At 73.1% G+C, this 26,194-nt stretch carries 25 protein-coding genes and 1 tRNA gene; 8 read left to right on the top strand and 18 right to left on the bottom strand.

The window, feature by feature from the left end; translation table 11 throughout:
• Nucleotides 1-155: 155 nt before the first annotated feature.
• Entirely contained in the window at nt 156-860 is a 705-nt protein-coding gene (locus tag ACZ51D_RS09565; protein WP_465625557.1) for an HAD family hydrolase, read from the bottom strand.
• 139 nt (nt 861-999) lie between these two features.
• Nucleotides 1,000-4,512, bottom strand: coding sequence for a methionine synthase (metH, locus tag ACZ51D_RS09560; protein WP_465625556.1), 3,513 nt, complete (start codon nt 4,510-4,512; stop codon nt 1,000-1,002).
• A gap of 143 nt (nt 4,513-4,655) precedes the next feature.
• On the opposite strand from metH, the gene ACZ51D_RS09555 reads away from it, so the two are divergent.
• A complete protein-coding gene (locus ACZ51D_RS09555; RefSeq protein ID WP_465661778.1) occupies nt 4,656-5,750 on the top strand; it encodes a glycoside hydrolase family 18 protein in 1,095 nt (364 codons plus the stop codon).
• Nucleotides 5,751-5,760: 10 nt separating this feature from the next.
• Here ACZ51D_RS09555 and ACZ51D_RS09550 read toward each other — a convergent pair whose 3' ends face one another.
• Nucleotides 5,761-6,282: an SRPBCC family protein gene (locus ACZ51D_RS09550; RefSeq protein WP_465625554.1), complete on the bottom strand. Its 522-nt coding sequence runs from the start codon at nt 6,280-6,282 to the stop codon at nt 5,761-5,763.
• Between the two features lie 372 nt (nt 6,283-6,654).
• Between ACZ51D_RS09550 and ACZ51D_RS09545 the strand changes: the two genes are divergently transcribed.
• Complete coding sequence (locus tag ACZ51D_RS09545) at nt 6,655-7,608, top strand: PAC2 family protein (protein ID WP_360498226.1); 954 nt, start codon at nt 6,655-6,657, stop codon at nt 7,606-7,608.
• A gap of 112 nt (nt 7,609-7,720) precedes the next feature.
• Here the strand turns inward: ACZ51D_RS09545 and mshC are convergent, their stop codons facing one another.
• The 6 genes from mshC to ACZ51D_RS09515 form a co-directional block, all read right to left on the bottom strand.
• The gene (gene mshC / locus ACZ51D_RS09540) at nt 7,721-8,950 is read right to left on the bottom strand and encodes a cysteine--1-D-myo-inosityl 2-amino-2-deoxy-alpha-D-glucopyranoside ligase (RefSeq protein ID WP_465625553.1); all 1,230 of its coding nucleotides are present in this window, start codon (nt 8,948-8,950) and stop codon (nt 7,721-7,723) included.
• Between the two features lie 227 nt (nt 8,951-9,177).
• Entirely contained in the window at nt 9,178-9,939 is a 762-nt protein-coding gene (locus tag ACZ51D_RS09535; RefSeq protein WP_465625551.1) for a dioxygenase family protein, read from the bottom strand.
• 164 nt (nt 9,940-10,103) lie between these two features.
• Nucleotides 10,104-10,589 (bottom strand): helix-turn-helix transcriptional regulator, encoded by a 486-nt coding sequence (locus ACZ51D_RS09530; RefSeq protein ID WP_465661777.1) that lies wholly within the window; start codon nt 10,587-10,589, stop codon nt 10,104-10,106.
• Between the two features lie 117 nt (nt 10,590-10,706).
• Complete coding sequence (locus ACZ51D_RS09525; RefSeq protein WP_360498521.1) at nt 10,707-11,504, bottom strand: SCO1664 family protein; 798 nt, start codon at nt 11,502-11,504, stop codon at nt 10,707-10,709.
• Nucleotides 11,505-11,548: 44 nt separating this feature from the next.
• Nucleotides 11,549-12,121, bottom strand: a complete 573-nt coding sequence (locus ACZ51D_RS09520) for a DUF3090 family protein (protein ID WP_360498218.1) — start codon at nt 12,119-12,121, stop codon at nt 11,549-11,551.
• A gap of 271 nt (nt 12,122-12,392) precedes the next feature.
• Nucleotides 12,393-13,085 (bottom strand): histidine phosphatase family protein, encoded by a 693-nt coding sequence (locus ACZ51D_RS09515; RefSeq protein ID WP_465625549.1) that lies wholly within the window; start codon nt 13,083-13,085, stop codon nt 12,393-12,395.
• A 192-nt stretch (nt 13,086-13,277) separates the two neighbouring features.
• Here ACZ51D_RS09515 and ACZ51D_RS09510 point away from each other — a divergent pair, with 192 nt between their 5' ends.
• Nucleotides 13,278-14,258, top strand: a complete 981-nt coding sequence (locus tag ACZ51D_RS09510) for a magnesium and cobalt transport protein CorA (protein ID WP_465625548.1) — start codon at nt 13,278-13,280, stop codon at nt 14,256-14,258.
• Between the two features lie 23 nt (nt 14,259-14,281).
• On the opposite strand, the gene ACZ51D_RS09505 is transcribed toward ACZ51D_RS09510, so the two are convergent.
• Entirely contained in the window at nt 14,282-15,328 is a 1,047-nt protein-coding gene (locus ACZ51D_RS09505; protein ID WP_360498212.1) for an LLM class F420-dependent oxidoreductase, read from the bottom strand.
• A 252-nt stretch (nt 15,329-15,580) separates the two neighbouring features.
• Between ACZ51D_RS09505 and ACZ51D_RS09500 the strand changes: the two genes are divergently transcribed.
• Together ACZ51D_RS09500 and ACZ51D_RS09495 are read left to right on the top strand one after the other, a co-directional pair.
• On the top strand, nt 15,581-16,561 hold the full coding sequence (locus tag ACZ51D_RS09500; protein ID WP_465661775.1) for an aldo/keto reductase: 981 nt from the start codon (nt 15,581-15,583) through the stop codon (nt 16,559-16,561).
• Between the two features lie 59 nt (nt 16,562-16,620).
• Complete coding sequence (locus ACZ51D_RS09495) at nt 16,621-18,732, top strand: helix-hairpin-helix domain-containing protein (RefSeq protein WP_465661773.1); 2,112 nt, start codon at nt 16,621-16,623, stop codon at nt 18,730-18,732.
• A 141-nt stretch (nt 18,733-18,873) separates the two neighbouring features.
• Here ACZ51D_RS09495 and ACZ51D_RS09490 read toward each other — a convergent pair whose 3' ends face one another.
• On the bottom strand, nt 18,874-19,479 hold the full coding sequence (locus ACZ51D_RS09490) for a hypothetical protein (protein WP_465625545.1): 606 nt from the start codon (nt 19,477-19,479) through the stop codon (nt 18,874-18,876).
• 366 nt (nt 19,480-19,845) lie between these two features.
• On the opposite strand from ACZ51D_RS09490, the gene ACZ51D_RS09485 reads away from it, so the two are divergent.
• On the top strand, nt 19,846-20,052 hold the full coding sequence (locus ACZ51D_RS09485; RefSeq protein ID WP_360498519.1) for a DUF5703 family protein: 207 nt from the start codon (nt 19,846-19,848) through the stop codon (nt 20,050-20,052).
• 214 nt (nt 20,053-20,266) lie between these two features.
• On the opposite strand, the gene ACZ51D_RS09480 is transcribed toward ACZ51D_RS09485, so the two are convergent.
• From ACZ51D_RS09480 to ACZ51D_RS09470, 3 genes are all read right to left on the bottom strand, one after another.
• Complete coding sequence (locus ACZ51D_RS09480) at nt 20,267-21,112, bottom strand: chaplin (RefSeq protein ID WP_465625544.1); 846 nt, start codon at nt 21,110-21,112, stop codon at nt 20,267-20,269.
• Between the two features lie 298 nt (nt 21,113-21,410).
• On the bottom strand, nt 21,411-21,647 hold the full coding sequence (locus ACZ51D_RS09475) for a chaplin (RefSeq protein WP_465625543.1): 237 nt from the start codon (nt 21,645-21,647) through the stop codon (nt 21,411-21,413).
• Between the two features lie 277 nt (nt 21,648-21,924).
• The gene (locus ACZ51D_RS09470; protein ID WP_465625588.1) at nt 21,925-23,301 is read right to left on the bottom strand and encodes a M20/M25/M40 family metallo-hydrolase; all 1,377 of its coding nucleotides are present in this window, start codon (nt 23,299-23,301) and stop codon (nt 21,925-21,927) included.
• Nucleotides 23,302-23,547: 246 nt separating this feature from the next.
• Between ACZ51D_RS09470 and ACZ51D_RS09465 the strand changes: the two genes are divergently transcribed.
• Nucleotides 23,548-23,635: transfer RNA gene (locus ACZ51D_RS09465), tRNA-Leu, on the top strand.
• Between the two features lie 118 nt (nt 23,636-23,753).
• On the opposite strand, the gene ACZ51D_RS09460 is transcribed toward ACZ51D_RS09465, so the two are convergent.
• The gene (locus tag ACZ51D_RS09460) at nt 23,754-24,470 is read right to left on the bottom strand and encodes a DUF2278 family protein (protein ID WP_465661772.1); all 717 of its coding nucleotides are present in this window, start codon (nt 24,468-24,470) and stop codon (nt 23,754-23,756) included.
• A gap of 175 nt (nt 24,471-24,645) precedes the next feature.
• Between ACZ51D_RS09460 and ACZ51D_RS09455 the strand changes: the two genes are divergently transcribed.
• A complete protein-coding gene (locus ACZ51D_RS09455) occupies nt 24,646-24,894 on the top strand; it encodes a hypothetical protein (protein WP_465661770.1) in 249 nt (82 codons plus the stop codon).
• Here ACZ51D_RS09455 and ACZ51D_RS09450 read toward each other — a convergent pair.
• The 3 genes from ACZ51D_RS09450 to ACZ51D_RS09440 form a co-directional block, all read right to left on the bottom strand.
• The gene (locus ACZ51D_RS09450; RefSeq protein WP_465661768.1) at nt 24,887-25,201 is read right to left on the bottom strand and encodes a hypothetical protein; all 315 of its coding nucleotides are present in this window, start codon (nt 25,199-25,201) and stop codon (nt 24,887-24,889) included. The genes ACZ51D_RS09455 and ACZ51D_RS09450 overlap by 8 nt on opposite strands.
• A gap of 74 nt (nt 25,202-25,275) precedes the next feature.
• Entirely contained in the window at nt 25,276-26,016 is a 741-nt protein-coding gene (locus tag ACZ51D_RS09445) for a TetR family transcriptional regulator (protein WP_360498194.1), read from the bottom strand.
• Nucleotides 26,017-26,104: 88 nt separating this feature from the next.
• The coding region (locus ACZ51D_RS09440) for an acyl-CoA dehydrogenase family protein (RefSeq protein WP_144385854.1) at nt 26,105-26,194 on the bottom strand (90 nt) is incomplete at its 5' end.

The following is a 26,194-nucleotide window of genomic DNA, read 5'->3' as shown; positions in this document are numbered from 1 at the left end:
ACGGCGGTTCAGGGCATCCCGGCGCGCTCGACGAGATGTCAGGCAATGCCCTTTTTCTCCCCCGATCCCCCCGAGTCGGAGCGCCGTCGAGCCGCTTACCGGCCGGTAGGGGCAGGCCGCAATGAGATGACAATCACACTCAAACTGGCGGTCCGTCAGACCCGCGAGGCGACCAGCGAGCGCAACAGGTCGAGGTCGACCTGCTCCAGCGAGGGCAGCACCAGCCGCCCGGGGGCCGGCTCGATCGCCGCCACCGAGGGCACCGCGATCACCGGGCAGCCGGCCGCCTCGCCCGCGCGCACCCCGGTCGGGGTGTCCTCGACGACCACGCATCGAGCCGGCTCCGCACCCAGCCGGCGGGCCGCCTCCAGGTACGGGTCCGGGAACGGCTTGGTGCGCGGCACCTCGTCCCCGCCGATGGTGAAGGCGAAGTGGTGGGCGCCCAGCGAACGGAGCACGATGTCGATCACGTGCCGGTGCGAGGCGGACACCATGGCGGCCGGGATCCCGTGCGCGGCAAGGGTGTTGAGCAGCCGCTCGGCGCCCGGCATGAGCGGTACGCCGCCGGCCAGCAGGTCCACGAAGCGCTGGTTGACCAGCACGCCCAGGTCGGCCGGGGCGATGTCCACCCCGGTCCGGGCGACCAGGTAGTCCATCACCCGGGTCATCGGGCCGCCGACCACATGGGCGCGGTCCGCCTCGTCCAGCTCGTGGCCCAGCTCGGCGAAGAGCGAGACCTCGGCCTGCCACCAGAAGTCCTCGGTGTCCACCAGCGTCCCGTCCATGTCCAGCAGCACCGCCTGCAGACCGCGGTCGTCCCCGTGGTCCAGGACACGGGTGGCGGTGGAGCTGGTGGTCATGGTGGGATCCTTCCGGCAGGCCCCGGGCGCACCCGGGGATGGCACAGGCCGGCCCGCTGGTGAGCGGACCGGCCCGTTCAGGATCATCCAGGATACGCCCGCTTCGTCCGGAAAGAGCGAACGGAGCGGGACGGAGGGATTACCGGGCGTTGAAGTACTTCGCCTCCGGGTGGTGGATCACGATCGCGTCGGTGGACTGCTCCGGGTGCAGTTGGAACTCCTCGGAGAGCACCACGCCGATCCGCTCGGGCTTCAGCAGCTCGGCGATCTTGGCGCGGTCCTCCAGCTCCGGGCAGGCCCCGTAGCCGAGGGAGAAGCGGGCGCCCCGGTACTTGAGCGCGAACATGTCCTTGACGTCCTGCGGGTCCTCGCCGGAGAAGCCCAGCTCGTAGCGGACCCGGGCGTGCCAGAACTCGGCCAGCGCCTCGGCCAGCTGCACCGACAGGCCGTGCAGCTCCAGGTAGTCGCGGTAGGAGTTCCCGGCGAACAGCTCGTTGGCCGCCTCCGAGATCCGGTTGCCCATGGTGACCACCTGCAGGCCGACCACGTCCCGCACGCCGGACTCCTCCGGGCGGAAGAAGTCGGCCAGGCAGAGCCGACGGCCGCGCCGCTGGCGCGGGAAGGTGAAGCGGGTGCGCTCGGTGCCGTCCTCGTGGAAGACGATCAGGTCGTCGCCCTTGGAGTTGGCCGGGTAGTAGCCGTAGACCACGGCCGCCTCCAGCCAGCCCTCGGTCTGCAGCCGGTCCAGCCAGGCCCGCAGCCGCGGCCGGCCCTCGGTCTCCACCAGCTCCTCGTACGACGGCCCGTCTCCGGCGCGCGCGGCCTTCAGGCCCCACTGCCCCTTGAACAGCGCGTCCTCGTCCAGCCAGGAGGCGTAGTCGGCGAACGGGATGCCCTTGACGATCCGGTCGCCCCAGAACGGCGGGGTGGGCACGGTGTTGTCGACGGTGACGTCGGAGCGGATCTGGCCGAGGTTGACCTCGGGCTCCGGTTCCTCCACCTCGACCCGGGCGTGTCGGCGCTGCTTGAGCTCGGGCAGGGTCGCGCCGGGCACGCCGCGCTTGACCGCGATCAGCGCGTCCATCAGCCGCAGGCCCTCGAAGGCGTCCCGGGCGTAGCGGACCTCGCCCTCGTAGATCTCGTGCAGGTCCTGCTCGACGTAGGCCCGGGTGAGCGCGGCGCCGCCGAGGATCACCGGGTAGCTCGCGGCCAGCTTGCGCTGGTTGAGCTCCTCCAGGTTCTCCTTCATGATCACGGTCGACTTCACCAGCAGGCCGGACATCCCGATCACGTCCGCCTTGTGCTCCTGCGCGGCGTCCAGGATCGCCGAGACCGGCTGCTTGATGCCCAGGTTGACCACGTTGTAGCCGTTGTTGGACAGGATGATGTCGACCAGGTTCTTGCCGATGTCGTGGACGTCGCCCTTGACGGTGGCCAGCACGATGGTGCCCTTGCCCTCGTTGTCGGACTTCTCCATGTGCGGCTCCAGGTGGGCCACCGCGGTCTTCATCACCTCGGCGGACTGGAGCACGAAGGGCAGCTGCATCTGGCCGGAGCCGAAGAGCTCGCCGACCACCTTCATGCCGGCCAGCAGGGTGTCGTTGATGATCTCCAGTGCCGGGCGGCCGGCCAGCGCCTCGTCCAGGTCGGCCTCCAGGCCGTTCCGCTCGCCGTCGATGATCCGGCGCTGCAGCCGCTCCTCCAGCGGGAGCGCGGCCAGCTCCTCGGCCTTGGAGGCCTTGACCGAGGCCGAGGAGACGCCCTCGAACAGCTCCAGCAGGCGCTGCAGCGGGTCGTAGCCGTCCCGGCGGCGGTCGTAGACCAGGTCGAGGGCGGTCTCGCGCTGGTCCTCGGGGATCCGGGAGATCGGCAGGATCTTGGAGGCGTGCACGATCGCCGAGTCCAGGCCGGCCTCCACGCACTCGTGCAGGAAGACCGAGTTGAGCACCACGCGGGCGGCCGGGTTGAGGCCGAACGAGATGTTGGACAGGCCGAGCGTGGTCTGCACCTTCGGGTGGCGGCGCTTGAGCTCGCGGATCGCCTCGATGGTCTCGATGCCGTCCCGGCGGGACTCCTCCTGGCCGGTGGCCAGGGTGAAGGTGAGGCAGTCGACCAGGATCGAGCCCTCGTCGATGCCGTAGTCGGCGGTGAGCTCGGCGATCAGCCGCTCGGCGATCTCCACCTTGGCGTCGGCGGTGCGGGCCTGGCCCTGCTCGTCGATGGTCAGCGCGATCAGGCCGGCACCGTGCTCGCGCGCCAGCGAGGCGATCCGGCCGAAGCGCGAGTCGGGGGCGTTGCCGTCCTCGTAGTTGACCGAGTTGAGCACCGCGCGGCCGCCGAGGGCCTCCAGGCCGGCCCGCAGCACCGGCGGCTCGGTGGAATCCAGCACGATCGGCAGGGTGGAGGCGGTGGCCAGGCGGCCGGCGATCTCCTTCATGTCGGCGACGCCGTCGCGGCCGACGTAGTCCACGCAGAGGTCCAGCAGGTGGGAGCCGTCCCGGATCTGGTCACGGGCGATCTCCACGCAGGCCTGCCAGTCGCCGGCCAGCATCGACTCGCGGAACTTCTTCGAGCCGTTGGCGTTGGTGCGCTCGCCGATCGCCAGGTACGAGGTGTCCTGGCGGAACGGCACCGCCTGGTACAGCGAGGCCGCCGAGGGCTCGGGCTGCGGATCGCGCACGGCGATCTCGCGGCCCTGGACCCGCTCGACCACGGCGCGCAGGTGCTCGGGCGTGGTGCCGCAGCAGCCGCCGACCAGCGAGAGGCCGTACTCGCGGGTGAACACGTCGTGCGCGTCGGCCAGCTCGACCGGGCTGAGCGGGTAGTGGGCGCCGTCCTTGCCGAGCACCGGCAGGCCCGCGTTCGGCATGCAGGACAGGCCGATCCGGGCGTTCTTGGCCAGGTAGCGCAGGTGCTCGCTCATCTCGGCCGGGCCGGTGGCGCAGTTGAGGCCGATGTAGTCCACGCCGAGCGGCTCCAGCGCGGTGAGCGCGGCGCCGATCTCGGAGCCGAGCAGCATGGTGCCGGTGGTCTCCACCGTCACCTGCACCAGCACCGGCAGGTCCAGCCCGGCCTCGGCCAGGGCGCGCTTGGAGCCCAGGATGGCGGCCTTGGTCTGCAGCAGGTCCTGGCTGGTCTCGACCAGCAGGGCGTCGGCGCCACCGGCGATCAGGCCGGCCGCGTTCTGCTGGAAGCCGTCGCGCAGCGTCTCGTACGGGGCGTGGCCGAGGGTCGGCAGCTTGGTGCCGGGGCCGATCGAGCCGAGCACCCAGCGGGTGCGGCCGTCCGCGGCGCTGTGCGCGTCGGCGCTCTCCCGGGCGATCCGGGCGCCGGCCTCGGACAGCTCGAAGATCCGGTCGGGGATCTCGTACTCGCCGAGCGCGGAGAAGTTCGCGCCGAAGGTGTTGGTCTCCACGCAGTCCACGCCCACGCCGAAGTAGGCCTCGTGGACGGAGCGGACGATGTCGGGCCGGGTGATGTTGAGGACCTCGTTGCACCCTTCGAGGTTCTGGAAGTCCTCCAGCGTCGGGTCCTGCGCCTGGAGCATGGTGCCCATCGCACCGTCGGCGACCACCACCCTCGTGGCGAGCGCTTCACGCAGCGCGTTCGCGCGGCTCTGCGCAGTGATGGACGGATTGGCTGCAGTGGCCATGGGGCTTCTCCCTGGTGCGACGGCTGTCGGCTTTGCACCCCCGCTTGGTCGGGGAGGCACGTGGTCAGGGTATCCGGCCGACGGGTCGGTCCGGGGGCCCGTTCCGTATCCTGAGCGCTCGACCGCAAGGGGGGAGCAAGCGCATGGCCCGATTCCGGACCTGCGCGCGGCGGATCGGCGGGGCCCTGGCGGCCCCGTTCCGGGCGCTGCGCGGCCGATGGCGGGGGTGGTCCCGGTGGCGCCGGACCCTGCTGGTCCTGGCGCTGGCGGCGGCGGTGCCGGTCGCCGCGCTCGGCTCGCTGTTCGTCGCGATCCGGCTGCACTATGTGGGTGAACCGGCCGCCGAGGCCCGCACCCGGGGCCGGGACGCGGTCTGGCTCGGCCACGCCTGGGTGGACGGCCGCAAGACCGAGGCGGACGTCACGGCGCTGGTGCGGCAGCTGGCCGGCACCGGCATCCGCGACCTGTACGTGCACACCGGCCCGCTGGAGCACGACGGCTCGCTGCCGCCCGCCGTCCACCCACGGGCCCGCTGGTTCACCGACACCGTGCACCGGGCACTGCCCGACGTACGGCTGCAGAGCTGGCTGGGCGACGAGGTCAAGCCGGAGAAGGACGCCCTGGACCTCGAGGACGCCGCCACCCGGGACCGGGTCACCGGCTCCGCCCGCCAGGTGCTGGACCTCGGCTTCGACGGCGTGCACTTCGACATGGAGCCGATCCGCCCCGGTTCGGCGGGCTGGCTGGCCCTGCTCGACCAGGTCCGCCCGGTCACCGCGGCACGCGGCGCCAAGCTGTCGGTCGCGGCTCCGCAGATCGACCCGGTGCCGGGCCTGCACACGGCCGGGATCCTGCTCACCGACCACGGCAAGTGGTGGGACGCGGCGTACTTCGCCGCGACCGCCCGCCGGGTCGACCAGATCGCCGTGATGACCTACGACACCTCGATGCCGACCGAACCGCTGTACGGCGGCTACGTCGCCCGGCAGACCGAACTCGCCCTGCGGGCCACCCCGGCCGAGGTGGACCTGCTGATCGGCCTGCCGTTCTATTGGGACGACAAGTGGGGCCACTGGGGCGACGCCGAGACCGTCGACGCGGCCGTCCGCGGCGTCCGGCTGGGCCTGGGCCGGGAGGACCTGCGGCGGCCGAACTTCGGCGTCGCGCTGTACGTGGACTTCGCCTCGACGCCCGAGAACTGGGCGGCGTACCGGCGCGGCTGGGTGGACGTCCGGTAGCCGCCGCCCGTCAGCCGGCCAGCCGGTGGGCCAGGGCGCCCAGGTAGCGGTGGACGGTCGCGTCCTCGCCGGTCAGGTAGTGCGAGACGGCCCGGTGGATCGGCCGGCGGACCTCGCCCCGCTCGGTGACGGTCAGCGAGCAGCCCGGCCCGGCCGGGGTGAGCACGTACGTCCAGGTGCCGCCGTACGGCAGGTCCTGGTCGGCGATGCCGGTGACCAGGCGGTGCGGGGCCTCGCTCGCCACCACCTCGTACGTGGTGTGCCCGTGCCGGTCGTACTCGCGCCAGCGCACCCGGCCGCCGGCCGCGGCGGGCAGCCGCTCGACGTGGGTGAGGCCCGGGCGCCAGGCCGGGTAGAGGTCGATGTCGGTCAGCACGTCCCAGACCGCGCCGGGCGGCTGGTGGAGCTCCAGTCCGCCCTCGGTGACGTGCTCCACCGGCAGCCGGCGCCCGGCCCGGTCCACTGCCGCCACCATCAGCGCGGCACCGGTCAGCGCGGCCGCGCCCGCGCCGGTCCACAGCCATCGGTTCATCGGTCCGGCCCCTTCCGCCCGGCCCCCGTCCGTTCGTCATCGCGCCTGTTCATCATCGCGCCGCCGGGCCGTCGCGGCACGCCCGTCGCACCGCGCCACCGGGCGGACGCGGTCCGCGCCCGCCCGTCGACTGACGGCCCGCCAGTCGGCGGGGTCCCGATATCCGCTGGATCGGGGCGGCCGGCTCCCCCAGACTGTCCCGGTGCCCGGCCGCGGTGCGCATCAAAGCCCGTAGGCTGGGCAGGTAGGGACCATGGGGCGAGGCGTTCCATGGGAGACGAGAGGTTCGACAGTCGGCAGCCGGCCCGTCGGCGCCCCGGCAAACCAGCCGGGGCGGTGCCGGCCAGGCCGCCGACCGGAGGGAGACGCTGGGTGATCGAGCTGGAAGATGTTCCCGAGTTGATCGACCCGGTGATGGTCTGCGCCTTCGAGGGCTGGAACGACGCGGGCGACGCCGCCTCCGCGGCCCTGGCGCATCTGGACGAGACCTGGGGCGGCAAGGTGATCGCCGCCCTGGACGCGGAGGACTACTACGACTTCCAGGTCAACCGGCCCACGATCTGGCTGGACGGCGGCATCCGCCGGATCACCTGGCCGACCACCCGGCTCTCGGTGATCCGGGTGACCGAGCCGACGCCCCGGGACGTCGTGCTGGTCCGCGGCATCGAGCCGAGCATGCGCTGGCGCTCGTTCTGCAACGAGCTGCTGGGCTTCGCGCACGAGCTGGGCATCGAGCTGGTGGTGATCCTGGGCGCACTGCTCGGCGACACCCCGCACAGCCGCCCGGTGCCGGTCAGCGGGGTCACCTCCGACCCGGAGCTGGCCCGCCGGCTGGACCTGGAGGAGAGCCGGTACGAGGGCCCGACCGGCATCGTCGGCGTGCTCCAGGAGGCCTGCACGCACGCCGGGGTCCCGGCCGTGACGCTCTGGGCGGCGGTGCCGCACTACGTCTCGCAGCCGCCGAACCCCAAGGCGACGCTGGCCCTGCTCAACAAGCTGGAGGACCTGCTGGACCTGCGCATCCCGCCGGGCGAACTCGGCGAGGACGCCCGGGCCTGGCAGCTCGGCGTGGACCAGCTGGCCGCCGAGGACAGCGAGGTCGCCGAGTACGTCCAGCAGCTGGAGGAGGCGCAGGACACCGCGGAGCTGCCGGAGGCCTCCGGGGACGCCATCGCCCGCGAGTTCGAGCGCTACCTGCGCCGCCGGGAGAACGTCGGGCCGACCGGCGAGAAGCCGGTGTCCGGGCACGCCACGGCGGAGCGGCCGGCCGAGCCGGAGGCGCCTGGAACGGCCCGGGAGGGCCAGGACGGCGCCGAGGAGGAGTAGTCACCGGGCGTCGCCCGGAACCGCCGAAGGGGCGTCAGGACACTTGGTCCTGACGCCCCTTCGGCGTTGCGGTGCGTGACGGCAGCGGGCCTACAGCGGGACTACGGCGGGCCTACAGTGCGACGCCGAGCAGGGCGTCCACGGTGCGGGACACCAGCCCGGGTGCGCCGATGTCGGTGCCGCCCTCGGTCTCCTGCCGCTCGGCCCAGCGGTCGACGGCGGCCAGCGCGGCGGGCGCGTCCAGGTCGTTCGCGAGCGCCGTGCGGACCTCGGCGAGCAGCTGCTCGGCCGACGGGCCGTCCGGCCGGGAGACCGCGGCGCGCCAGCGGGCGAGGCGCTCGACGGCCTCGTCCAGGACGTCCTTGGTCCACTCCCAGTCCGCGCGGTAGTGGTGCGCGAGCAGCGCCAGGCGGATCGCCGCCGGGTCGACGCCATCGCGGCGCACCGCCGACACGAAGACCAGGTTGCCGCGGGACTTGGACATCTTCTGGCCGTCCAGGGCGACCATGCCGGCGTGCACGTACGCCTGGGCGTACGGGTGGGTGCCGGTGGCGACCTGGGCGTGCGCGGCGCCCATCTCGTGGTGCGGGAAGGAGAGGTCGCTGCCGCCGCCCTGGATGTCGAAGGACATGCCGAGGTACTGCAGCGCGATGGCGACGCACTCGATGTGCCAGCCGGGGCGGCCGTGGCCGAGCTCGGTGTCCCAGGCGGGCTCGCCGGGGCGGGCGGCCAGCCAGAGCAGGGCGTCCAGCGGGTTGCGCTTGCCGGGGCGGTCCGGGTCGCCGCCGCGCTCGGCGAAGACCGGGCGCATGGCCTCGCGGGTGAGGCCGGAGACCTCGCCGAAGTGCGGGTCGGCGTCGACCGAGAAGTAGATGTCGCCGTCGACCTTGTAGGCCGCGCCGGCGGCCAGCAGCTTCTGGACGATCGGGACGATCCACGGGATCGACTCGACGGCGCCGACGTAGTGGGCCGGCGGGAGCATGCGCAGTGCGGTCATGTCCTCGCGGAACAGGGCCGTCTCGCGCTCGGCCAGGGCGGTCCAGTCCTGGCCGGTCTCGACCGCGCGCTGCAGCAGCGGGTCGTCCACGTCGGTCACGTTCTGGATGTACAGGACGTCGTGGCCGGCGTCCTTCCAGACGCGCTGGACCAGGTCGAACGCGTTGTAGGTGGCGGCGTGGCCCATGTGGGTCGCGTCGTAGGGGGTGATACCGCAGACGTAGATCCGGGCGGTGCCGTCCTGCGGCACGACCTCCCGGACCGTACCCGCTGCGGTGTCGTGGATACGGAGGGGGAGACCCTGACCAGGCAGGGCGGGAACCTCGGAGGCGGGCCAGGCATGCATGGAAACAACTTTAACCTTGCGAACATTTGAAAGCCTAACCAGTGCGCAAGATCGACTGGATTCGCTTCCTGCCGTTGCTTGACCGCTTCCCGACTGGTATTGCACGGATTTTCGACCCCGCCAGGACGCCCGCCAGGGAGCCTGCCCGGGTCCGGGCAGGGTTGAGCGCCCGGCCGGCCCTGCCGCCGACCGGGCGCCCGGCTCCCCGGGGGACGCGGCCGGAGCCGCTACGACCGCTGCCAGAGGGCCGGCACGTTCGGCGGTTCCCAGCCGACCATGGCGGTGTGTGCCTGGAGGCAGACGTAGGAGACGCCGGAGTAGGTGACGCGGTCGCCCGCGCGGTAGGAGGTGCCCGGGGCCCAGCTGCCGCTCGGCGGCGTGGTGGGCGTCCCGGTGGGAGTGGGCGTGGACGTCGGGCTCGGCGTGCCGGGGGTCTGCGGCACGTCCAGCACGAAGTCGTAGCTGCCCTCGCGGACGTTGCCGTTCTGCCGGACGTTCATCAGCAGCCGGGCGTCGTAGATGGTGTCGGTGCTGTTGCGCGGCTCACCCGGGAAGTACAGCTGGGTGGTGACGACCGGGCGGCCGGGGGCCTGGAGCTTGACGTGGATGTGCCGGGTGCGGCCCGGGTAGAGCCCGGGCACGATGGTGTCCAGCTTGAACGCGCCGCCCGCGTCGCTGAACTGGTGGCCTCGGAAGGTGTAGCCGGCGTTGTCGTAGGCGCCGTTGTCGTCGGCCTGCCAGAAGTCCAGCAGCACGCCGGAGACGGGCCGGCAGGCGCGGCCGAAGACGTAGCCGCTGACGACCAACCGGGTGCCGGGGCCGTCGTCGACCATGGAGCTGCGCAGCGGGGAGTTCGGCTTGAAGTAGGGGCCTTCGGTCTGCTCGCGGGCCAGTGCGGCCCCGCCGCCGACCAGCAGCGGGGCGGCCCCGAGCGCGGCGGCGGCCTTCAGGACGGTCTTGCGGCTGATCATGCCGTCGGGCGTGGGCATGCGCCGTCTCCTTCTCGTGAGGCGGGGGTCTCGCGAGGCCGGGGTTCTCGTGAGACGGGGTGCTCGTAAGGGGGGCGGCCCTTGCCATGGTGGGGGCATGACAAGGACCTGACCGGTCGCCCATCCGAGGGCCCCGGGCCGGCCACCGGTGGCCAGCAGTAAAGTTACGGGCCGTCCGGCGCGACCGCGATGGACGTGATCCGGGGATCGTGGTGATTTCCGTCGACCCGCGCCCGGAACTCCCCCGGGGTCATCCCGGTCTCCCGGCGGAAGAAGCGGCAGAAGTACGCCGGGTCCGCGAAGCCCGCCTCCTTGGCTACCTGACGGATCGTCAAATCCGTGCAGGCGAGCAGCCGTTTGGCTTCCAGGGTCTGCTGGCGACGGATCAGCCCGCCCGGCGTGCGGCCGGTGGCCTGCTTGACCAGGGTCTGCAAGTGACCCGGGGAGACGCCGATCACGCACAACTGCGGTGGCGCCAGCGGCCGGTGGACCAGGTCCAGGACGTGGGCGCCGCGGCCGCCGGTGACGTGGACGATCTCGTGGAACGAGTGCCGGTGGGGGAAGCCCGCCCGGGAGAGCGGGCCGATCGTGTCGAAGCTGCCGATGGCGAACGGGAGCAGCTGGGGCAGCGGGACCTGCAGGCGGTGCAACGGCAGGTCCGGCGAGCTGCGGGGGGTGGGGGTGGTCCGTCGCGCGGCCCGCGGAGCAGTGTGCGACCTGTTCCGGGGACAGGTCCAGACCATCGACCGGCAGGCTCCGGACCGTCCCTACACCGGCGGCCAGGGGATCGCGGGCCAGTCCTCGGAGGGCAGCGGATGGCGGCCGGAGCCGCGCAGCTCGGCCACCCGGGACCGGGTCGCGTCCAGCTCCGCCCCCGTCAGGTGCGGGGCGAGGCGCTCGGCGAGCTCGCCGTCCAGCTGCTCGGCGAGCCGGGCCAGCACCTCCAGCGCCTCGACGGGCAGCGGGTCCCCCGCCCAACCCCAGAGCAGGGTGCGCAGCTTGCCCTCGGTGTTGAAGGTGACGCCGTGGTCGATGCCGTACACCCGGCCGTCGGCGGCCGGGATCAGGTGGCCGCCCTTGCGGTCGGCGTTGTTGAGCACCGCGTCCAGTACGGCAAGCCGGCGCAGCTGCCGGTCGTCGTGGTGCACCAGCAGCGCGGTGCGCCCGCCCTCCACCTCGGCCCGGACGATCGGCAGCCAGCCCTCCTCCGGGCCGCGCGGGTCCTGCAGCGCGAGCAGCGGCTCGGCCTGCGGGTCAGGCTCGACCCACAGCTGCACCATGCCGGGCCCGTGCGGGCCGTCGCGCAGCACGGTGGGCGGGATCAGCGCCCAGCCGGTCGCGGCGGACAGTTCGTACGCGGCGACCTCGCGGCCGGCCAGCGTGCCGTCCGGGAAGTCCCAGAGCGGGCGCTCGCCGGCCACCGGCTTGTAGACGGCCTGCGCGCTGAGCGAGCCGTGGGCGACCGTGCAGTACAGCGCGGCGTTGGAGGCGTCGGTGAGCCGGCCGTGCACGGTCAGCTCGCCCTGGCGCAGCAGCGCGAGGGCGGTGGGCACGTCGGCGGCCAGCGCGGCGGCGGCCGTCGGGTCGGCCTGCGGCGGGGTCTCGGTGTTCAGCGCCGGTAGCCGTTCGCGCGCGGGCACAGGTGGCCCTCCGGGTCGAGCGGCAGGTTGCAGAACGGGCAGGGCTTGCGGCCGGCCGCGACCAGGTCCAGCGCGCGTTTGGCGAACACCCGGGCCATCGCGCCGGTCAGCCGCACCCGCAGCATGTCCGGGCCGGTGTCGTCGTCGGTGAAGACCGCCTCGGCGGCGTCCTCCTCCTCTTCCTCCTCCTCGACCAGCGCCTGCGCCTCGACGACCAGGCAGCCGTCCACGCTGTCCCAGGCCAGGGCCATCGTGCCGACCCGGAACTCCTGCTCCAGCGGCAGGTCGAGCGGGGCGGTGTCGAGCAGGTCCTTCGGGGCGGCGGCCGGGATGGAGGCGTCGCCGCCGCTGCGCCGCAGCGCCTCGTCCAGGACCTCCTCGATGCGCTCGGCGAGCGCCGCGACCTGGGTCTTCTCCAGCAGCACGCTGGTGATCCGGCCCCGGGCGCTGGCCTGCAGGTAGAACGCCCTGGCGCCGGGCTGGCCGACGGTGCCGGCCACGAACCGTTCGGGCTGGTCGTAGAAGTAGACCTGACGGGTCACGCTCTCGCTCCGGATCGTGTCGGTCGGCGCGAATCCGCCGTGGGGGATCGCGGGTGTTCGGACTCGTTAGTCACCCTACGACCTTCGGGCTTCGGCCGGGGAGCCGAGCCGACGGCCGCGGGCGGGGTGACACGGGCGCCCGGGCGGTGCCGCTCGGACGGGTGCCGCGGGCTTGCGCCACGGGTCGGGCAGTGTGAGTCGGCACTGGGGGGCGGCGCCGCGGGCTCGTGCCACCGGCGGCGCCGCGGGCTCGTGCCACCGGCGGCGCCGCTCAGGCGGTGCCGCCGACCACCGCGTCGCCGGCCGGGGTGGCCGGGGCGGGGCCGGTCCTCGGCGCCAGCGAGGCGAGGTCGCCGGTGTCGCCCATCCTCAGCACGAAGGGCCGGTGCGGGGTGTAGCGGATCGCGGTGACCGAGCAGGGCTCGACGCTGATGCGCTGGAAGTGGTCCAGGTGCAGGCCGAGCGCGTCGGCCACCACCGCCTTGATCACGTCGCCGTGCGAGCAGGCGATCCAGACCGCGTCCTCGCCGTGCTCGGCGGCGACCTTCCCGTTCCACTCGCGCACCGCGCTCACCGTGCGGTGGCTCAGCTCGCGCAGCGACTCTCCGCCGGGGAAGGCCGCGGCGGCCGCGTGGTCCTGGACGGTGCGCCAGAGCGGCTCCTTGGCCAGCTCGGCCAGCGGACGACCGGTCCACTCGCCGTAGTGGCACTCCCCCAGCCGCTCGTCCTCGGTCGGCTCGGCCAGCTCGGGCCGGGCGGCCAGCAGCGGCTCCAGGGTCTGCCGACAGCGCTCCAGCGGGCTGCTGACGGCCTGCGCCAGCGGGATGCCGGCCAGCCGGTCGGCCAGCGCGGCGGCCTGCGCGCGCCCGGTGTCGTCGAGATCCACGCCGGGGGTCCAACCGGCCAGGATTCCGGCGGTGTTCGCGGTGGAGCGGCCGTGACGGACGAGCAGCAGGGTGGGCATGGGGCTCAGCCTACGGCCTCCGGGCAGGGCCGTGGGGGCCGGTTACCGTCCGGTTATCTGCCCGGTCGCGGGTCCGGCGGGCCGGGCGGTGGGGCCGTTCCGCCCCGGCTCCGGGGTGGATCAGGGGTGGATCCGGGGTGGATCCGCTCCGGATCCGTGCCGGACGGCCGCGATCGGGTGACAATGGCCCGCATGATCGTCCACTGCGCCGCCTACTGCGACGGCCACCGGATCGAGGCCCCCGACGACCTGGCCGGCGCGCTCGCCGCCGCCCGCGCGGCCGGTCCGGACGGCTTCGTCTGGATAGGCCTCTTCGAGCCGACCGCCGAGGAACTCGACCACGTCGGCCGGCAGTTCGCACTGCACCCACTGGCCGTCGAGGACGCCGTCAGCGCCCACCAGCGCCCCAAGGCCGAGGCCTACCAGGGCTCGCTTCTCCTCACCCTGAAGACCCTCGGCTACGCCCCCGGCGCGCACGTCGTCACGATCGGCGAGGTGATGGTCTTCCTCGGCCGCGACTTCGTGATGACCGTCCGGCACGGCGAGGACAGCCCGCTCGGCGACCTGCGAGCCCGGCTGGAGAAGGAGCCCGAACTGCTCCGCTACGGGCCCAGTTCGGTGCTGCACTCGGTCGCCGACACCATCGTGGACGGCTACGTGGAGGTGGCCACCGCGCTGCAGACCGACCTGGACGAGCTGGAGTCGGACATCTTCACCCCCGGCCGGGTCGGCCGCGACACCGCCGGGCGGATCTACGGCTACAAGCGCCAGGTGATGTCCGTGCGCCGCGCCACCGGCCCGCTGCTGGAGCCGATGCTGACGCTGGAGCGCGGTGCCCGCTTCGTCCGCCCCGAGACGGCGCCCTACCTGCGGGACGTCGCCGACCACCTGGCCCGGGTCAACGACCAGGTGGACGGCATGGACCGGCTGCTGTCCGACATCCTCAACGCCAACCTGGCGCAGGTCAGCGTGCAGCAGAACAACGACATGCGGAAGATCTCGGCCTGGGCGGCGCTGGCCGCCGTGCCGACGATGATCGCGGGCATCTACGGCATGAACTTCGACGACATGCCGGAACTGCACCAGCCCTGGGGGTACCCGGCGGTGCTGGCGCTGATGGCCGTGGTCTGCGTGGCCCTGCACCGGGTGTTCAAGCGGCACGACTGGCTGTAGTGCCGCCCGTTCCCCGGCGCGTCCTAAGCCAGGCCGGCGCGCTCCAGTGCCTCGACGCCCGTGCGCAGCGCCCGGATCCGCTCGTCCAGGGTGAAGCCGGAGGGCGCCAGGGTGAGCGTGGTGACGCCCGCGTCGGCGTAGGCCTGCATCCGGTCGGCGATCCGGGCGGTGTCGCCGATCAGCGAGGTGGCGTCGATCAGGTCGTGCGGGACGGCGGCCGCGGCGCCCGCGTAGTCCCTGGCCAGGTACTTCTCCTGGATCTCGTCGGCGGCCTGCTCGAAGCCCATCCGCCGGGTCAGCTGGTTGTAGAAGTTCTTCTCCTTGCTGCCCATGCCGCCGATGTAGAGCGCGGCGTACGAGCGCAGGCCGTCGACCCCGGCCTTGATGTCCTCGCCGACCGCCAGGTTCACGGTCGGGCAGAGGTCGAAGCCGTCCAGCGTCTTCCCGGCCTTGGCGCGGCCGGCCGTCAGCGGGTCGAGGGACATCGCGGCGTGCTCGGGCGAGAAGAAGATGCCGAGCCAGCCGTCGGCGATCTCGCCGGTCAGCTCCAGGTTCTTCGGGCCGATCGCGGCGATGTACAGCGGGATGTGCTCGCGCACCGGGTGCACGGTGAGCTTGATCGGCTTGCCCGGGCCACCGGGCAGCGGCAGCGTCCAGTTCGCGCCCTCGTGGACCAGGCGCTCGCGGGACATCGCCTTGCGGATGATCTCCACGTACTCGCGGGTGCGGGCCAGCGGCTTGTCGAACTTCACGCCGTACCAGCCCTCGGAGACCTGCGGGCCGGAGACGCCGAGGCCCAGGCGGAACCGGCCGCCGGAGAGGGTGTCCAGGGTCGCGGCGGTCATCGCCGTCATCGCCGGCGTGCGGGCCGGGATCTGGAAGATGGCCGAACCGACGTCGATCCGCTCGGTCTTCGCGGCGACGTAGCTGAGCACCGTCGCGGCGTCCGAGCCGTACGCCTCCGCCGCCCAGCAGACCGCGTAGCCGAGCCGGTCCGCCTCCTGGGCCACGGCGATGTTGTCGGCGTCCATGCCGAGTCCCCAGTAGCCGAGGTTGATACCGAGTCGCATCTGCCGCACCTTCCAGTGGGTTGGGGTCGGGCCGAGGGTAACCGCGCCCGCGCCGGACATGCTACTGACGAGTAGTGGTGGTCTGGGTCACACGCGCCCCGGCCGCACCGGCCGTCGACGTCCTGCGGGTCTTCGCCCCCGCCCGGGCACCGGCCGCTACGCTCAGCCGACGTGGGGAGCGCACGCCCCACCTGCGCGTTTACACGGCTACCGGAACCGCCCGGGGCCACCGGCCAGTGAAAGGCCCGTCCGATGGAACAGCGTCACCTGGGCCGTACCGGCCTACAGGTCTCCCGGCTCGGCCTCGGCACCATGACCTGGGGCCGCGACACCGACGAGCACGAGGCCGCCGAGCAGCTCAAGGAGTTCGTCGACGCCGGCGGCAACCTGGTCGACACCGCCGACGTGTACGCCGACGGCGGCGCCGAATACCTGATCTCCCGGCTCACCGACAACCTCATCCCCCGCTCCGAACTCGTCATCGCCACCAAGGCCGGCAGCGTCCCCGAGAGCGCCCGCCGCTTCGACGGCTCGCGCGGCCACCTGCTCGCCGCCCTGGACGCCTCGCTGCACCGCCTCGGCACCGACTACGTCGACCTGTGGCAGGTGCACTCCTTCGACCCGACGACCCCGGTCGAGGAGACCCTCAGCGCCCTCGACATCGCCGTCTCCTCCGGGCGCGCCCGCTACGTCGGGGTCTGCGACTTCAGCGGCTGGCAGCTTGCCAAGGCCGCCACCTGGCAGCACGCCCACCACGGACGGGGGGCGCTGGCCGGGGCACAGCTGGAGTACTCGCTGCTGCAGCGCGGGATCGAACGCGAGGCCCTGCCCGCCGCCCTGGACTCCGGGATCGGCGTGCTGGCCGGCTCGCCGCTCGGCCGCGGGGTGCTCACCGGCAAGTACCGGCACGGCGTCCCGCAGGACTCGCGCGGCGCCTCGCCGTACCTGACCGGCTTCGTCCAGCCGTACCTCGGGGAGCGCTCGCGGCGGATCGTGGACGCCCTCGCCACCGCCGCCGACGGGCTCGCCAGCAGCCCGCTGGAGGTCGCACTCGCCTGGGTCCGGGACCGGCCCGGAGTCGCGAGCGCGCTGGTCGGGGCGCGGACCGTGGCACAGCTGCAGGCGGCGTTGTCGGTGGAGGCGCTTACGCTTCCGGGTGAGATCCGCAGCGCGCTGGACGACATCTCGTCGCCCGTGCACCGCTACCCGGACCAGGGGTGGACCGAGCTGTGACGCCCGGGCCGGATCGTCGAGTGGAACGTGTAGTGGAGTGACCTTTGGAGCGGACGACGATGAGTGACACGGGGAACGGCGCTCCGGAGGCGACGGCCGGGGCCCAGCTGACCCCCGAGGAGAAGGCGGCGAAGGTCGCGGAACTGGCGCAGCGGATGCGGGAGATCGCCGCGCAGGGGTCGGCGCCCCGAGCCTCGGCTCCGCAGGAACCGGTCCGGCAGCCGCCGTCGGGGCCCAAGGCTCCCGTTGCGGACGCTGCGGGCGGGAGCGGTCCGGCCGCTCCCGCTGCCCCGGCTGCCCCGGCTGCGGTGGCCGCGGTGGTGCCCGGCCTTCATCCCGGTGACGCGCTCGGCGCCACCGCCGCAGTGCTGACCGCCGGCGGCGCCCCGGCCGAACTGGCGGCCGCCGCCGTGGCCGAGCTCGGCGACGACGCCGCCGAGCGGCTGCGCGAGGACCCGTGGGCGGTGCTGGGCCTGCCCGGTGTCCGTCCCGAGCAGGCGGACGGCTTCGCCCGCGGACTGCTCGGCCCCGACGCCGAGCCGGGCGACCCTCGCCGCGCCCAGGCACTGGTGCAGTGGCTGCTGGAGCAGGCGGCGCTGCGCGGGCACTCGGCCCTGGAACTGGCCGAGGTGACCGCCGGGCTCGACCGGCTCCGGATGCCGGACCCGGTCGCCGCGGTCCAGGCCGCCGTCGAGGACGGGCGGGTGCTGCCCTCCCAGGAGGAGCTCACCGGGGCCGAGGCGCACGCGGCGGGCGGCGAGGACGACGAGCCGCCGACCCGGACGCTGCTCGCGCTGGAGGGGCCGGCGATGGCGGAGGTCAGCCTCGCGGAGAAGCTGCTCCAGCTGATGGCCACCTTCGTGCCCGGCGAGGACACCGCCGAGCCCGACGCGGAGGCCGAGGCCGAGGCCGAGACGGAGGATGAGGCCGAGACCGACACGGAGACCGAGGCCGACGCGGAGACCGGAGCTGCCCCCGGCCCGGCCGCCTGGGAAGCGGCGGCCGAGGCCGCGCCCTCCTCTTCCGCGACCGCCCTCATCCGCGCCGTCGCCGACAGCGCCCTGGTGCTGCACACCGGCGGCGAGGCGGCCCGCGCCGAACCGGTGGCGCTGATCGCCGCCGCCCGGGGTCTCGGGCTGCGGGCCTGGGCCGCCACCTGGACCGACCAGGGCCGGGACTCCTTCCTCGCGCTCGCGGGGAGCGGGGCGGCCGGACTCCCCGTGGTCACCCTCGCCGACCTGCTCTCCGGCGCGGCCGGCCCCGGCCGCGCCCCGGACGGCACGCTCGCCCTGGACCTGCTGGTCGTCCTGGACGCCCCGCTGCTGGACGTCGAACTGGCCGCGACCGTCCTGGAGTCGCTCGCCGACGGCACCCGGCTGGTGCTCAGCGGCGACCCGGGCCAGCTCTGGTCGGCCGGCCCCGGCCGCTTCTTCGCCGACCTGCTGGCCGCCAAGGTCTGCCCGGCGGTCGCCTCCCGCACCCCGGACTTCGGCCCGATCGGCGAGCTGGTCTCCGGCATCGGCATCGGCGAACTCCAGCCGGTCGAGGCGCCGGACAAGGAGGTGGTCATCCTGACCGCCAAGGACGCCGGCGAGGCCGTCCACCGAGCCATCCAGCTGCTCACCGACTCCATCCCGCGCGCCCTCGGCATCCCCGCCGAGCAGGTGGTGCTGCTCACCCCCGGCCACGGCGGTGCGGCCGGCACCCGGGCGCTGAACGCCGCCGCCAAGGCGCGGCTCAACCCCGGCCCCGGCCGGTTCGGCGGCTTCGACCCGGGCGACCGGGTGGTCGACTCCCCCGCACCCGGTATCACCCGCCCGGCCCGGGTGCTGGACGGCGACGCGACCGGCCTGCACCTGGAGTACGCGGACGGCTCGCGCCGGACCGTCCCGCCCGCCGAGGCCGCCCGGCTGCGGCACGGCTGGGCGCTGACGGTCCACCAGGCGCTCGGCCGTCGCTGGCCGGGCGCGGTGGTCGTGCTCCCGGAGGACGCCGCTCCGGCGCTCACCCGGCAGTGGGTCTACACCGCCTTCGGCCGGGCCGAGCGGCACCTGTCCGTGGTGCACGCGGCGGGCCCGGCCCTCGCCCAGGCCGTCGCCGAGCGCCCGGCGCAGCCGCGTACCACCCGGCTGCGGGCGGTCCTCGCCGAGAACGCCGCCCCGGAGGCCTGAGGCCGATGCACTGAGACTCGGTGCGCTGGAACCCGGTGCGCTGGAACCCGGTGCGCCTAGGCGCGGACAGGCTCAGCCGCAGAAGCGCGACGGGCGGGCCCCCGGTGGTGGGGGCCCGCCCGTCGTCCGTCCCGGACGGAGTCAGTCGTCCGGGTCCTCGTCGTCGTAGACCTCGCTCACGTCGAACCGGCAGATCAGCAGCTGCGGGTCGGCGTGCTCGAAGGGCTCCGGCAGCCACTCCCCCGGCTCGGTCGGCTCGGCCGCCGCGACCCAGAGCGTCGAGTCCCCCTCCTCCAGGCCGAACTCCTCGCTGCGGGCGGCGATCTCGTCCGGCTCGTACTCGCCGAACAGCACGCCGATCGCGGCGTTCACCCCGCCCGCACCGGCACCGCCCGGGGTCAGCGACTCGTCCAGGCGCTCGGCCTGGGCGCGCAACCGCTTCGGGTCGACGACGTGGTAGTCACGGCGGATCAGCACGCTGATCGCCTCGGGCTGTTCGGGGCCGTGGTACCCGCCGGGCCCCTCGTCCCCGGGGATCTCGAAGGGCGTGACCTCGTCGTAGGCCTCGTACAGGAGTTGGTCGTAGGCGATGGCCGCCGTCGCGAGCTGCTCGTAGGCGGCGGACACGGCGGGATCATCCGCTGCGTTGGGGCTTGACACCGCTTCCAGATGACGGTCGATGGCGGCCTTGACCGCCTCAGCGGCGGCGCGTACCTCGGCAATGGTTGGCTGCGCGGCATCAGACATGGTGCAGACGCTATCTCCCCGCGGTGTCGGTACGCACAGCGGTTGTCACCTACACCCGCGATTTCACCGCAACTTCCGCCCTGATGTCCGATCTGCACAGGTACGTCCCCCCGTGGTACCGGCGTGGGACGGGCGCAGAGGGCGCGCGGCGGGTCGGGCGGGGCCGCCCTGGCCTCGCTTCCCGCGCCGGGATCGGGGTATCCCCTCCACAGGTGCAACAGAACTGATGCACTGTCAGTCGACCGTTCAGGCCGCGAGCCCTCGGGCCGCCGCTTTCGCACCGGAGGACGGCCGGAAATACCCGGGCCGACTGTCCGGGGCAGGCCGTAGGCTTGCCCGCAGGTGATCCCCAGGAGGAGCGTTTTGATCCCAAGCAAGCCGGTCCGGCAGCCGGAGTACGAGTACCAGTCGCTGCGCATGCCGCGTGGCACCACGCGGAACGCGGCACGCCAACTGCTCACCGAGCATGCCGAGTACGGGCACTGGGAGCTCGACCGGCTGAGGCTGTTCCCCGACGGCAGCCGGACGGTCCGGCTCAAGCGGAGGATCATCCGCCAGGTCCGGAACTGGTGACGGGCGGGTCGCCTTGCCCCGGGCGGGAGCCGGCACGAAACCTTCGCGCACCCGCGGTCGCCGGATCATCCGGCGACCGCGGGTGCGTCGTTTCCGCGGCGGGTGCGCGCAGCCGCGCGTGAGGAGGCCCGGGTCCGCGATCCACCGGGTCCACGGCCTACCGGGCCCGAGGACTTACCGGCTCCACGGCCTACCGGGGCCGCGGACTACCGGTTCAGCGGGCCCCGGCGCGGGCGCGGCGGTAGAGCACGCCACCGCCGAGCAGCAGCGCCAGCCCGGCCGCGCCGAGCATCTCGACGCCGCCGGCGCCGGTGGAGGCCAGCTGGCTGTCGACGGGGGCGCCGGGCGCGGTGGCGGCCGGGGCCGACGTACGGGCGGCGGCCGGGACGGCCTGGACGCTCGGGCCGCCGTTGGCGGTGGGCGCGGCGGGGGTCGTGGTGGACGAGCCGCCGTTGCGCGGGTTGCCCGGGGGGGTCTCGCCCCCGGGCTGCGGCGGGGCCGGGTGGCTGCTCTCGGAGCAGTCGTCGCTCGGCTTCGGGGCGGGGGCCGGGGCGGGCTTCGCCACGTTGCCGCAGTCGTTGCCGAAGGCCGGGTTGCCGACGCCGGCCACGTTGACGGAGTTGCCGCAGGCGTTGACCGGGACGTGCACGGGGGCCTGGATGCTGTTGCCGGAGGCGACGCCGGGCGATCCCGCGGCGGTGCCGGAGGCGGAGGAGCCCGAGGCGGTGGTGCCCCGGTTCCCGCCGGTGCCGGAGCTCGCGGTGCCGCCGCCGGACTGACCGGGCTGACCGCCCTGGGGCGCCGCGTGACGGCCGCTGCCGGCATTGGCGCAGCGGTTGCCGAACGACGGGTTCAGCGCACCGATCACGTCGACCGTGTTGCCACAGGCGTTGATCGGCACCTCGACCGGCACCTGCACCGAGTTGCCCGAGGCGACGCCGGGTGACCCGACGGCACCCCCCTGTGCCTCGGCGCCCGCGTAGGCGTAGCCGGCGGTCGAGGCCAGCACACTGCCGGTGGCCACGGCCGTGAGGATCCCCTTCTTGGCTACATTCCTCATGTTTTCCCCTGACGTTTTCGGGACGTTTTCGAGACGACGCGTCGACGTTGACGTGAACCTTATGAAAGTCGGAATTTTGGTCTATCCATAAATCACGCAAGGTCTTCGACTGCACAGGAGTTAACGACAGGCGAACGACGAGGTTGAGCCGAACGCTGTGGCTTCACTCGATCGAGCGATCATGTCGTCGGTCGTGTATCACGGCCCCCGCGCACGCGAACGCCCCCGGTGCGGCGCGTCCGCCGCCCGGGGGCCGGGTCGAGTCCACTCAACAGGCCTCAGCGGCCCGGACGTCGGCTCAGATGTTGGCGCAGTGGTTGCCGAACGCCGGGTTCAGCACGCCGATCACGCTGACGGTGTTGCCACAGACGTTCACCGGGATGTGCACCGGAACCTGGATCTGGTTGCCCGAGGCGACACCCGGGGAACCGGCGGCCACACCCTCGGCACCCGCGTGAGCGGATGCGACACCGGCGGCGGCGAGCACCAGGCCACCGGTGGCGGCGGCGACAGCGGCGATCTTCTTGACCTTCATCATTCCTCCTGTATGGACAGCGCAACCCGTTCGGCGGGCTGCACAGGGATGAACGACGCTGCGGCAAACGGGGTACGGAACAGATTTCCCATTCACTCGCAACGGTGAGGTCTCGCACACATGATCGGCAAGCATTTCTCGGCAGAATCGTTTCTGTCGATCTCCCCGAACCCGTCCCACAATCATCAGCTCCGACAATGCGGTCGGCCCGCCCCCGGCACCCCGGGAGCGGGCCGACCCAGTCGTCTGATCAGCAGGCGCGACGCGGTGGGCGCGATCAGCAGGCGTCGATGAACCGGTCGAGCACCCGGACACCGAACTTCAGGCCGTCCACCGGCACCCGCTCGTCCACGCCGTGGAACATCCCCGCGAAGTCCAGCTCCGGCGGCAGCTGCAGCGGCGCGAAGCCGAAGCAGCGGATCCCCAGGTCCTGGAAGGACTTGGCGTCCGTTCCGCCCGACAGGCAGTACGGCACCGCGCGGGCGATCGGGTCCTCGGCCCGCAGCGCGGTCTGCATCGCCTCGACCAGCGCCCCGTCGAAGCCGGTCTCGATCGCCTTGTCCGAGTGCAGGCTCTCGCGCTTCACCCGCGGGCCGAGCACGCTGTCCAGCTCGGCCAGGAACTCCTCCTCGTAGCCGGGCAGGAAGCGCCCGTCCACGTGCGCGGTGGCCTGACCGGGGATCACGTTCACCTTGTACCCGGCGCCGAGCATGGTCGGCTGGGCGGTGTTGCGCAGCGTGGTGCCGATCATCTTGGCGATGCCGCCGAGGACGCGCAGCGTCTCGTCCATGTTCTCCGGGTCCAGCTCGACCCCGAGCGCGTCCGACAGCTCGTCCAGGAAGGCCCGGACGGTCTTGGTGATCCGCAACGGGAACTGGTGCCGGCCGAGCCGGGCGACCGCCTCGCACAGCTCGGTGATCGCGTTGTCGTCGTTCTCCATCGAGCCGTGGCCGGCCCGGCCCTCGACCGTCAGGCGCATCCAGTGCATGCCCTTCTCGGCCGTCTCCACCAGGTAGAGGCGGACCTGGTCGTTGACCGTGAAGGAGAAGCCGCCGACCTCGCCGATCGCCTCGGTCACACCCTCGAACAGCCCCGGGTGCTTGTCCACCAGGTAGCGCGCCCCGTACGTACCGCCGGCCTCCTCGTCGGCGAGGAAGGCCAGCACGATGTCACGCGGGGGCTTGCGCCCGGTGCGCAGCCGGTCCCGGATGACCGCCAGGGTCATCGCGTCCATGTCCTTCATGTCGACCGCGCCGCGGCCCCAGACGCAGCCGTCGGCGATCTCGCCGCCGAACGGGTCGTACGTCCAGTCCGCCGCATTGGCCGGCACCACGTCGGTGTGGCCGTGGATCAGCAGGCCCGGGCGGGAACGGTCCTCGCCCTCGATCCGGACCACCGTCGAGGCGCGGCCCTTGGCCGACTCGAAGATCTTCGGCTCGATCCCGAACTCGGCGAGCTGCTCGGCCACGTACTCGGCCGCCTTGCGCTCGCCCGGGCCGGAGCCGTCGCCGTAGTTGCTGGTGTCGATCCGGATCAGATCGCGACAGATCCCGGCGACTTCCGACTCAGCCGTCACCTTCGGCGCCGCCGACTCGCTCCGCTCGCTCACGGTCACTCCTCGTCTCTGGCCCGCACCGACGCACCAGCGCGCCATCCCCAGGACCTGCACCCGGGCCGTACGAGCACGTCCGTCCATCCTCCCCCAGCCCCCGACCCGGATCCACCCCCCGTACGTCCTCGAAACCCCCTGGTCACGCCCCCGCCACACGCGACCCCTTGTTCCCGCCACCCGCCCCGTACCCCGGTCCGGAACCGTTTTGGGAGCCCAAGCCGATCTTTGCTACAGTTACATCTGTCAGCGCGACGGACGAGAGATCGGAAGCCGCGAGGGCGACACCTAGTCCGGGTGGCGGAATGGCAGACGCGCTAGCTTGAGGTGCTAGTGCCCTTTATCGGGCGTGGGGGTTCAAGTCCCCCCTCGGACACCAGCAGGAACCCCAGAATCTTCTGGGGTTCTTTTGCGTTTCCCGGGGAATCCCGAAGAATCCCGGAACGCCCCGCCGCCGCCCGGCCCGATCACCGGGCCGGGCGGCGGCGGGGTCGGCCTCAGTGTTGCCGGTCGGCGGGCTGGTGGTGCCGGGTGGGGTGCGGGACGGGGGTGCGGGTGGGGATGGTGTGGCCGGTGCGGTCGTCGGTGTGCCAGGACTGGGACTGGAAGGCGAGGAAGATCGCGGTCCAGCGGTCCAGGGCGGGCAGGTGGATGAGCAGGCCGCCGTCCTGGTAGACGCCGTCGTCGCTCGTGAAGCGGCCGCTGTTGCCCTGGTTCAGGTGGATGTCGTGGACGCCGTTGCCGGGGAGGAAGCCGAACACCTTGTCGGGAACGGCCGGTTCGGGGCCGAAGCGCTGGCCGAAGACGTAGAGGGTGGCGGCCGGGTCGGCGGTGGCCTGCTGGACGTGGTGGTCGAGCAGGTCGGCGAGGTCGTTGTCCGCGCCCGGGGTGTCGGGCGGCAGGACGCGCATCGCGGCGGGGTCGAAGAGGTGCCCGCGGACGAAGTCCAGGCTCGCCGTGCCGGGCCGGGAGGGCAGCGGGTTCCAGCCGCTGCCGGCCGGCGGGAGGAGTTCGGTGACGGGGTGCCGGAAGTTCTCGGCGACGATGTAGAGCAGGTCCGAAGGGGCCTGCTGGGAGAGGACGTTGACCGCCGCGCGGTAGTCGGTGCCCTGCCCGTCGCGCAGGTGGATCTGGTAGTGCGGGGTGTCGGTGCCGCCTTCGCGGCGCCGGTCGACGGCGGTGGCGGCGAGCACGCCGTAGTTGCTGATCGGCATGGGTGGGGTCCTCGGAGTCGGAGCCGGTGGGGCAGGGATGGGGCAGGGACCCCTCCGTTATGGCGCATGCGGCGGCGCGGCCACCCACGAATCGACGGATGTTCACTTCCTGTCCCCCGCAGGGGTTTCCAGCGCACCGAACGTGTTGGCGCGGGCCGGCGGGGTGGTTCGCGCAATGTCACCGGCCTGGTGGACACCCTGGAACGGGAGGGCCCGGCCCGTCCTGGTCCGCGCCACCCCTGAGGACCTGGCCTGGCTGGATGCCTTCCGGGTGCCGACCGAGCGTGCGATGGCCGCCGTCTTCCGTGGCTTCGACCCGGACGAGCTGGCCCAACTGCGCCACCTCTGCCTGCGGTTGGTGGAGAACCAGCAGCAGATCGAGCGCCACCTCGGGTCGGCCCCCGAAGGCTCGGAGGTCAGCTGACCCCGGCCGCCGCCGTACGGTCGTCCGGGGCGGTGTCACGTCTCGGCCGGCTCCGGAGCGCCTCGCCGGTGATGAACGCCGTCACCGTGGCGACGATCAGCAGCGGCATCGCGTTCGCCGCCTCGCCGCCGAACAGGGCGGTGGCGAGGACGGCGCTGGTGACCGGCAGGCGGCGGCGGAGGCCGCCGGCCCGACGGCGAGGGCGGGTGCGGTGCCGAAGCCGGGCAGCGGCGCGCAGGCGATGCGCGCGGGCCGTCAACCGGGCCCGGCCCGAGCGCAGTTGCGGCGTACGGGTGAGCCGAGGCACGGCCCGTCGAGCCCGCCGGTCAGGCGTGCCCGGTAAGGCCACGTCGGTCAGGCCTCGACGGTCAGGCCTGCCGGTCAGGCCTGCCGGGTGTCGCCGCCGAGGGCGCTCTCGATGCCCTGGACCATGCGCCACAGCGGGGCCCGCCGACTGGCGACCAGGACCACGACCTCGTCGGACTCGCCCTCGCCGGCGGTCTCGGACGGCCGGTCGCTCCAGGTGCCGGTGACGAAGGCCATCGCCGCGTCCACCTCTGCCACCCAGTCGCTCTCCCCGCCCGACCGCAGCCAGGTGCGCAGGGCGTGGTTGTGCGCGGCGACGACCGCGGCGGCGATCACGTCCGCGCGCAGTGGGCCGTCCGGGCGGTCGGCGTAGCGGTCGCGGAGGTAGGCGGCGAGGGTGTGCTCGTAGCGCCAGACCACGGACAGCTCGTACGCCCGCAGGCCGGGCACCTTGCGGGTCAGCCGGTAGCGCTGCACGGAGAAGGAGGGCTGCTCGGCGTACATCCGCAGGACCAGACGGGCGGCGTCGCAGGCGTGCTTGACCGGGTCCTCCTCGCCGCTGCCGGAGTCCAGGAACTCGGTCATCTCGGCGAGGCTGCGCTCGTGGTCGGGGAAGACCACGTCCTCCTTCGCCGGGAAGTAGCGGAAGAAGGAGCGCCGGCCGACGCCGGCCAGCGAGACGATGTCGTCGACGGTGGTCTGCTCGAAGCCGCGCTCCAGGAAGAGCTCGAAGGCCGCGGCGACCAGCGCCTCGCGCATCGCGGGCTTGGCGGGCCCGTCGTTCATGGGCAGGTCCTGCTCTTCCTTCTCGCTCATTCTCCGGAACCTAGCATCGGCGCACCGCCGTGGGCGCCGACGGCCGGGCCGCGCTGCGGTCCGGCCGTCGGTGCAGGTCAGGCCCGGATTACGGGAGGTTGCGGGCCATGACGATGCGCTGGACCTGGTTGGTGCCCTCGTAGATCTGCGTGATCTTCGCGTCCCGCATCATCCGCTC

The organism is Kitasatospora sp. NPDC033851 (genome assembly GCF_055576085.1).
Note: the sequence above shows the minus strand (reverse complement) of the source record. Positions and strands in the feature narration are given on the sequence as shown.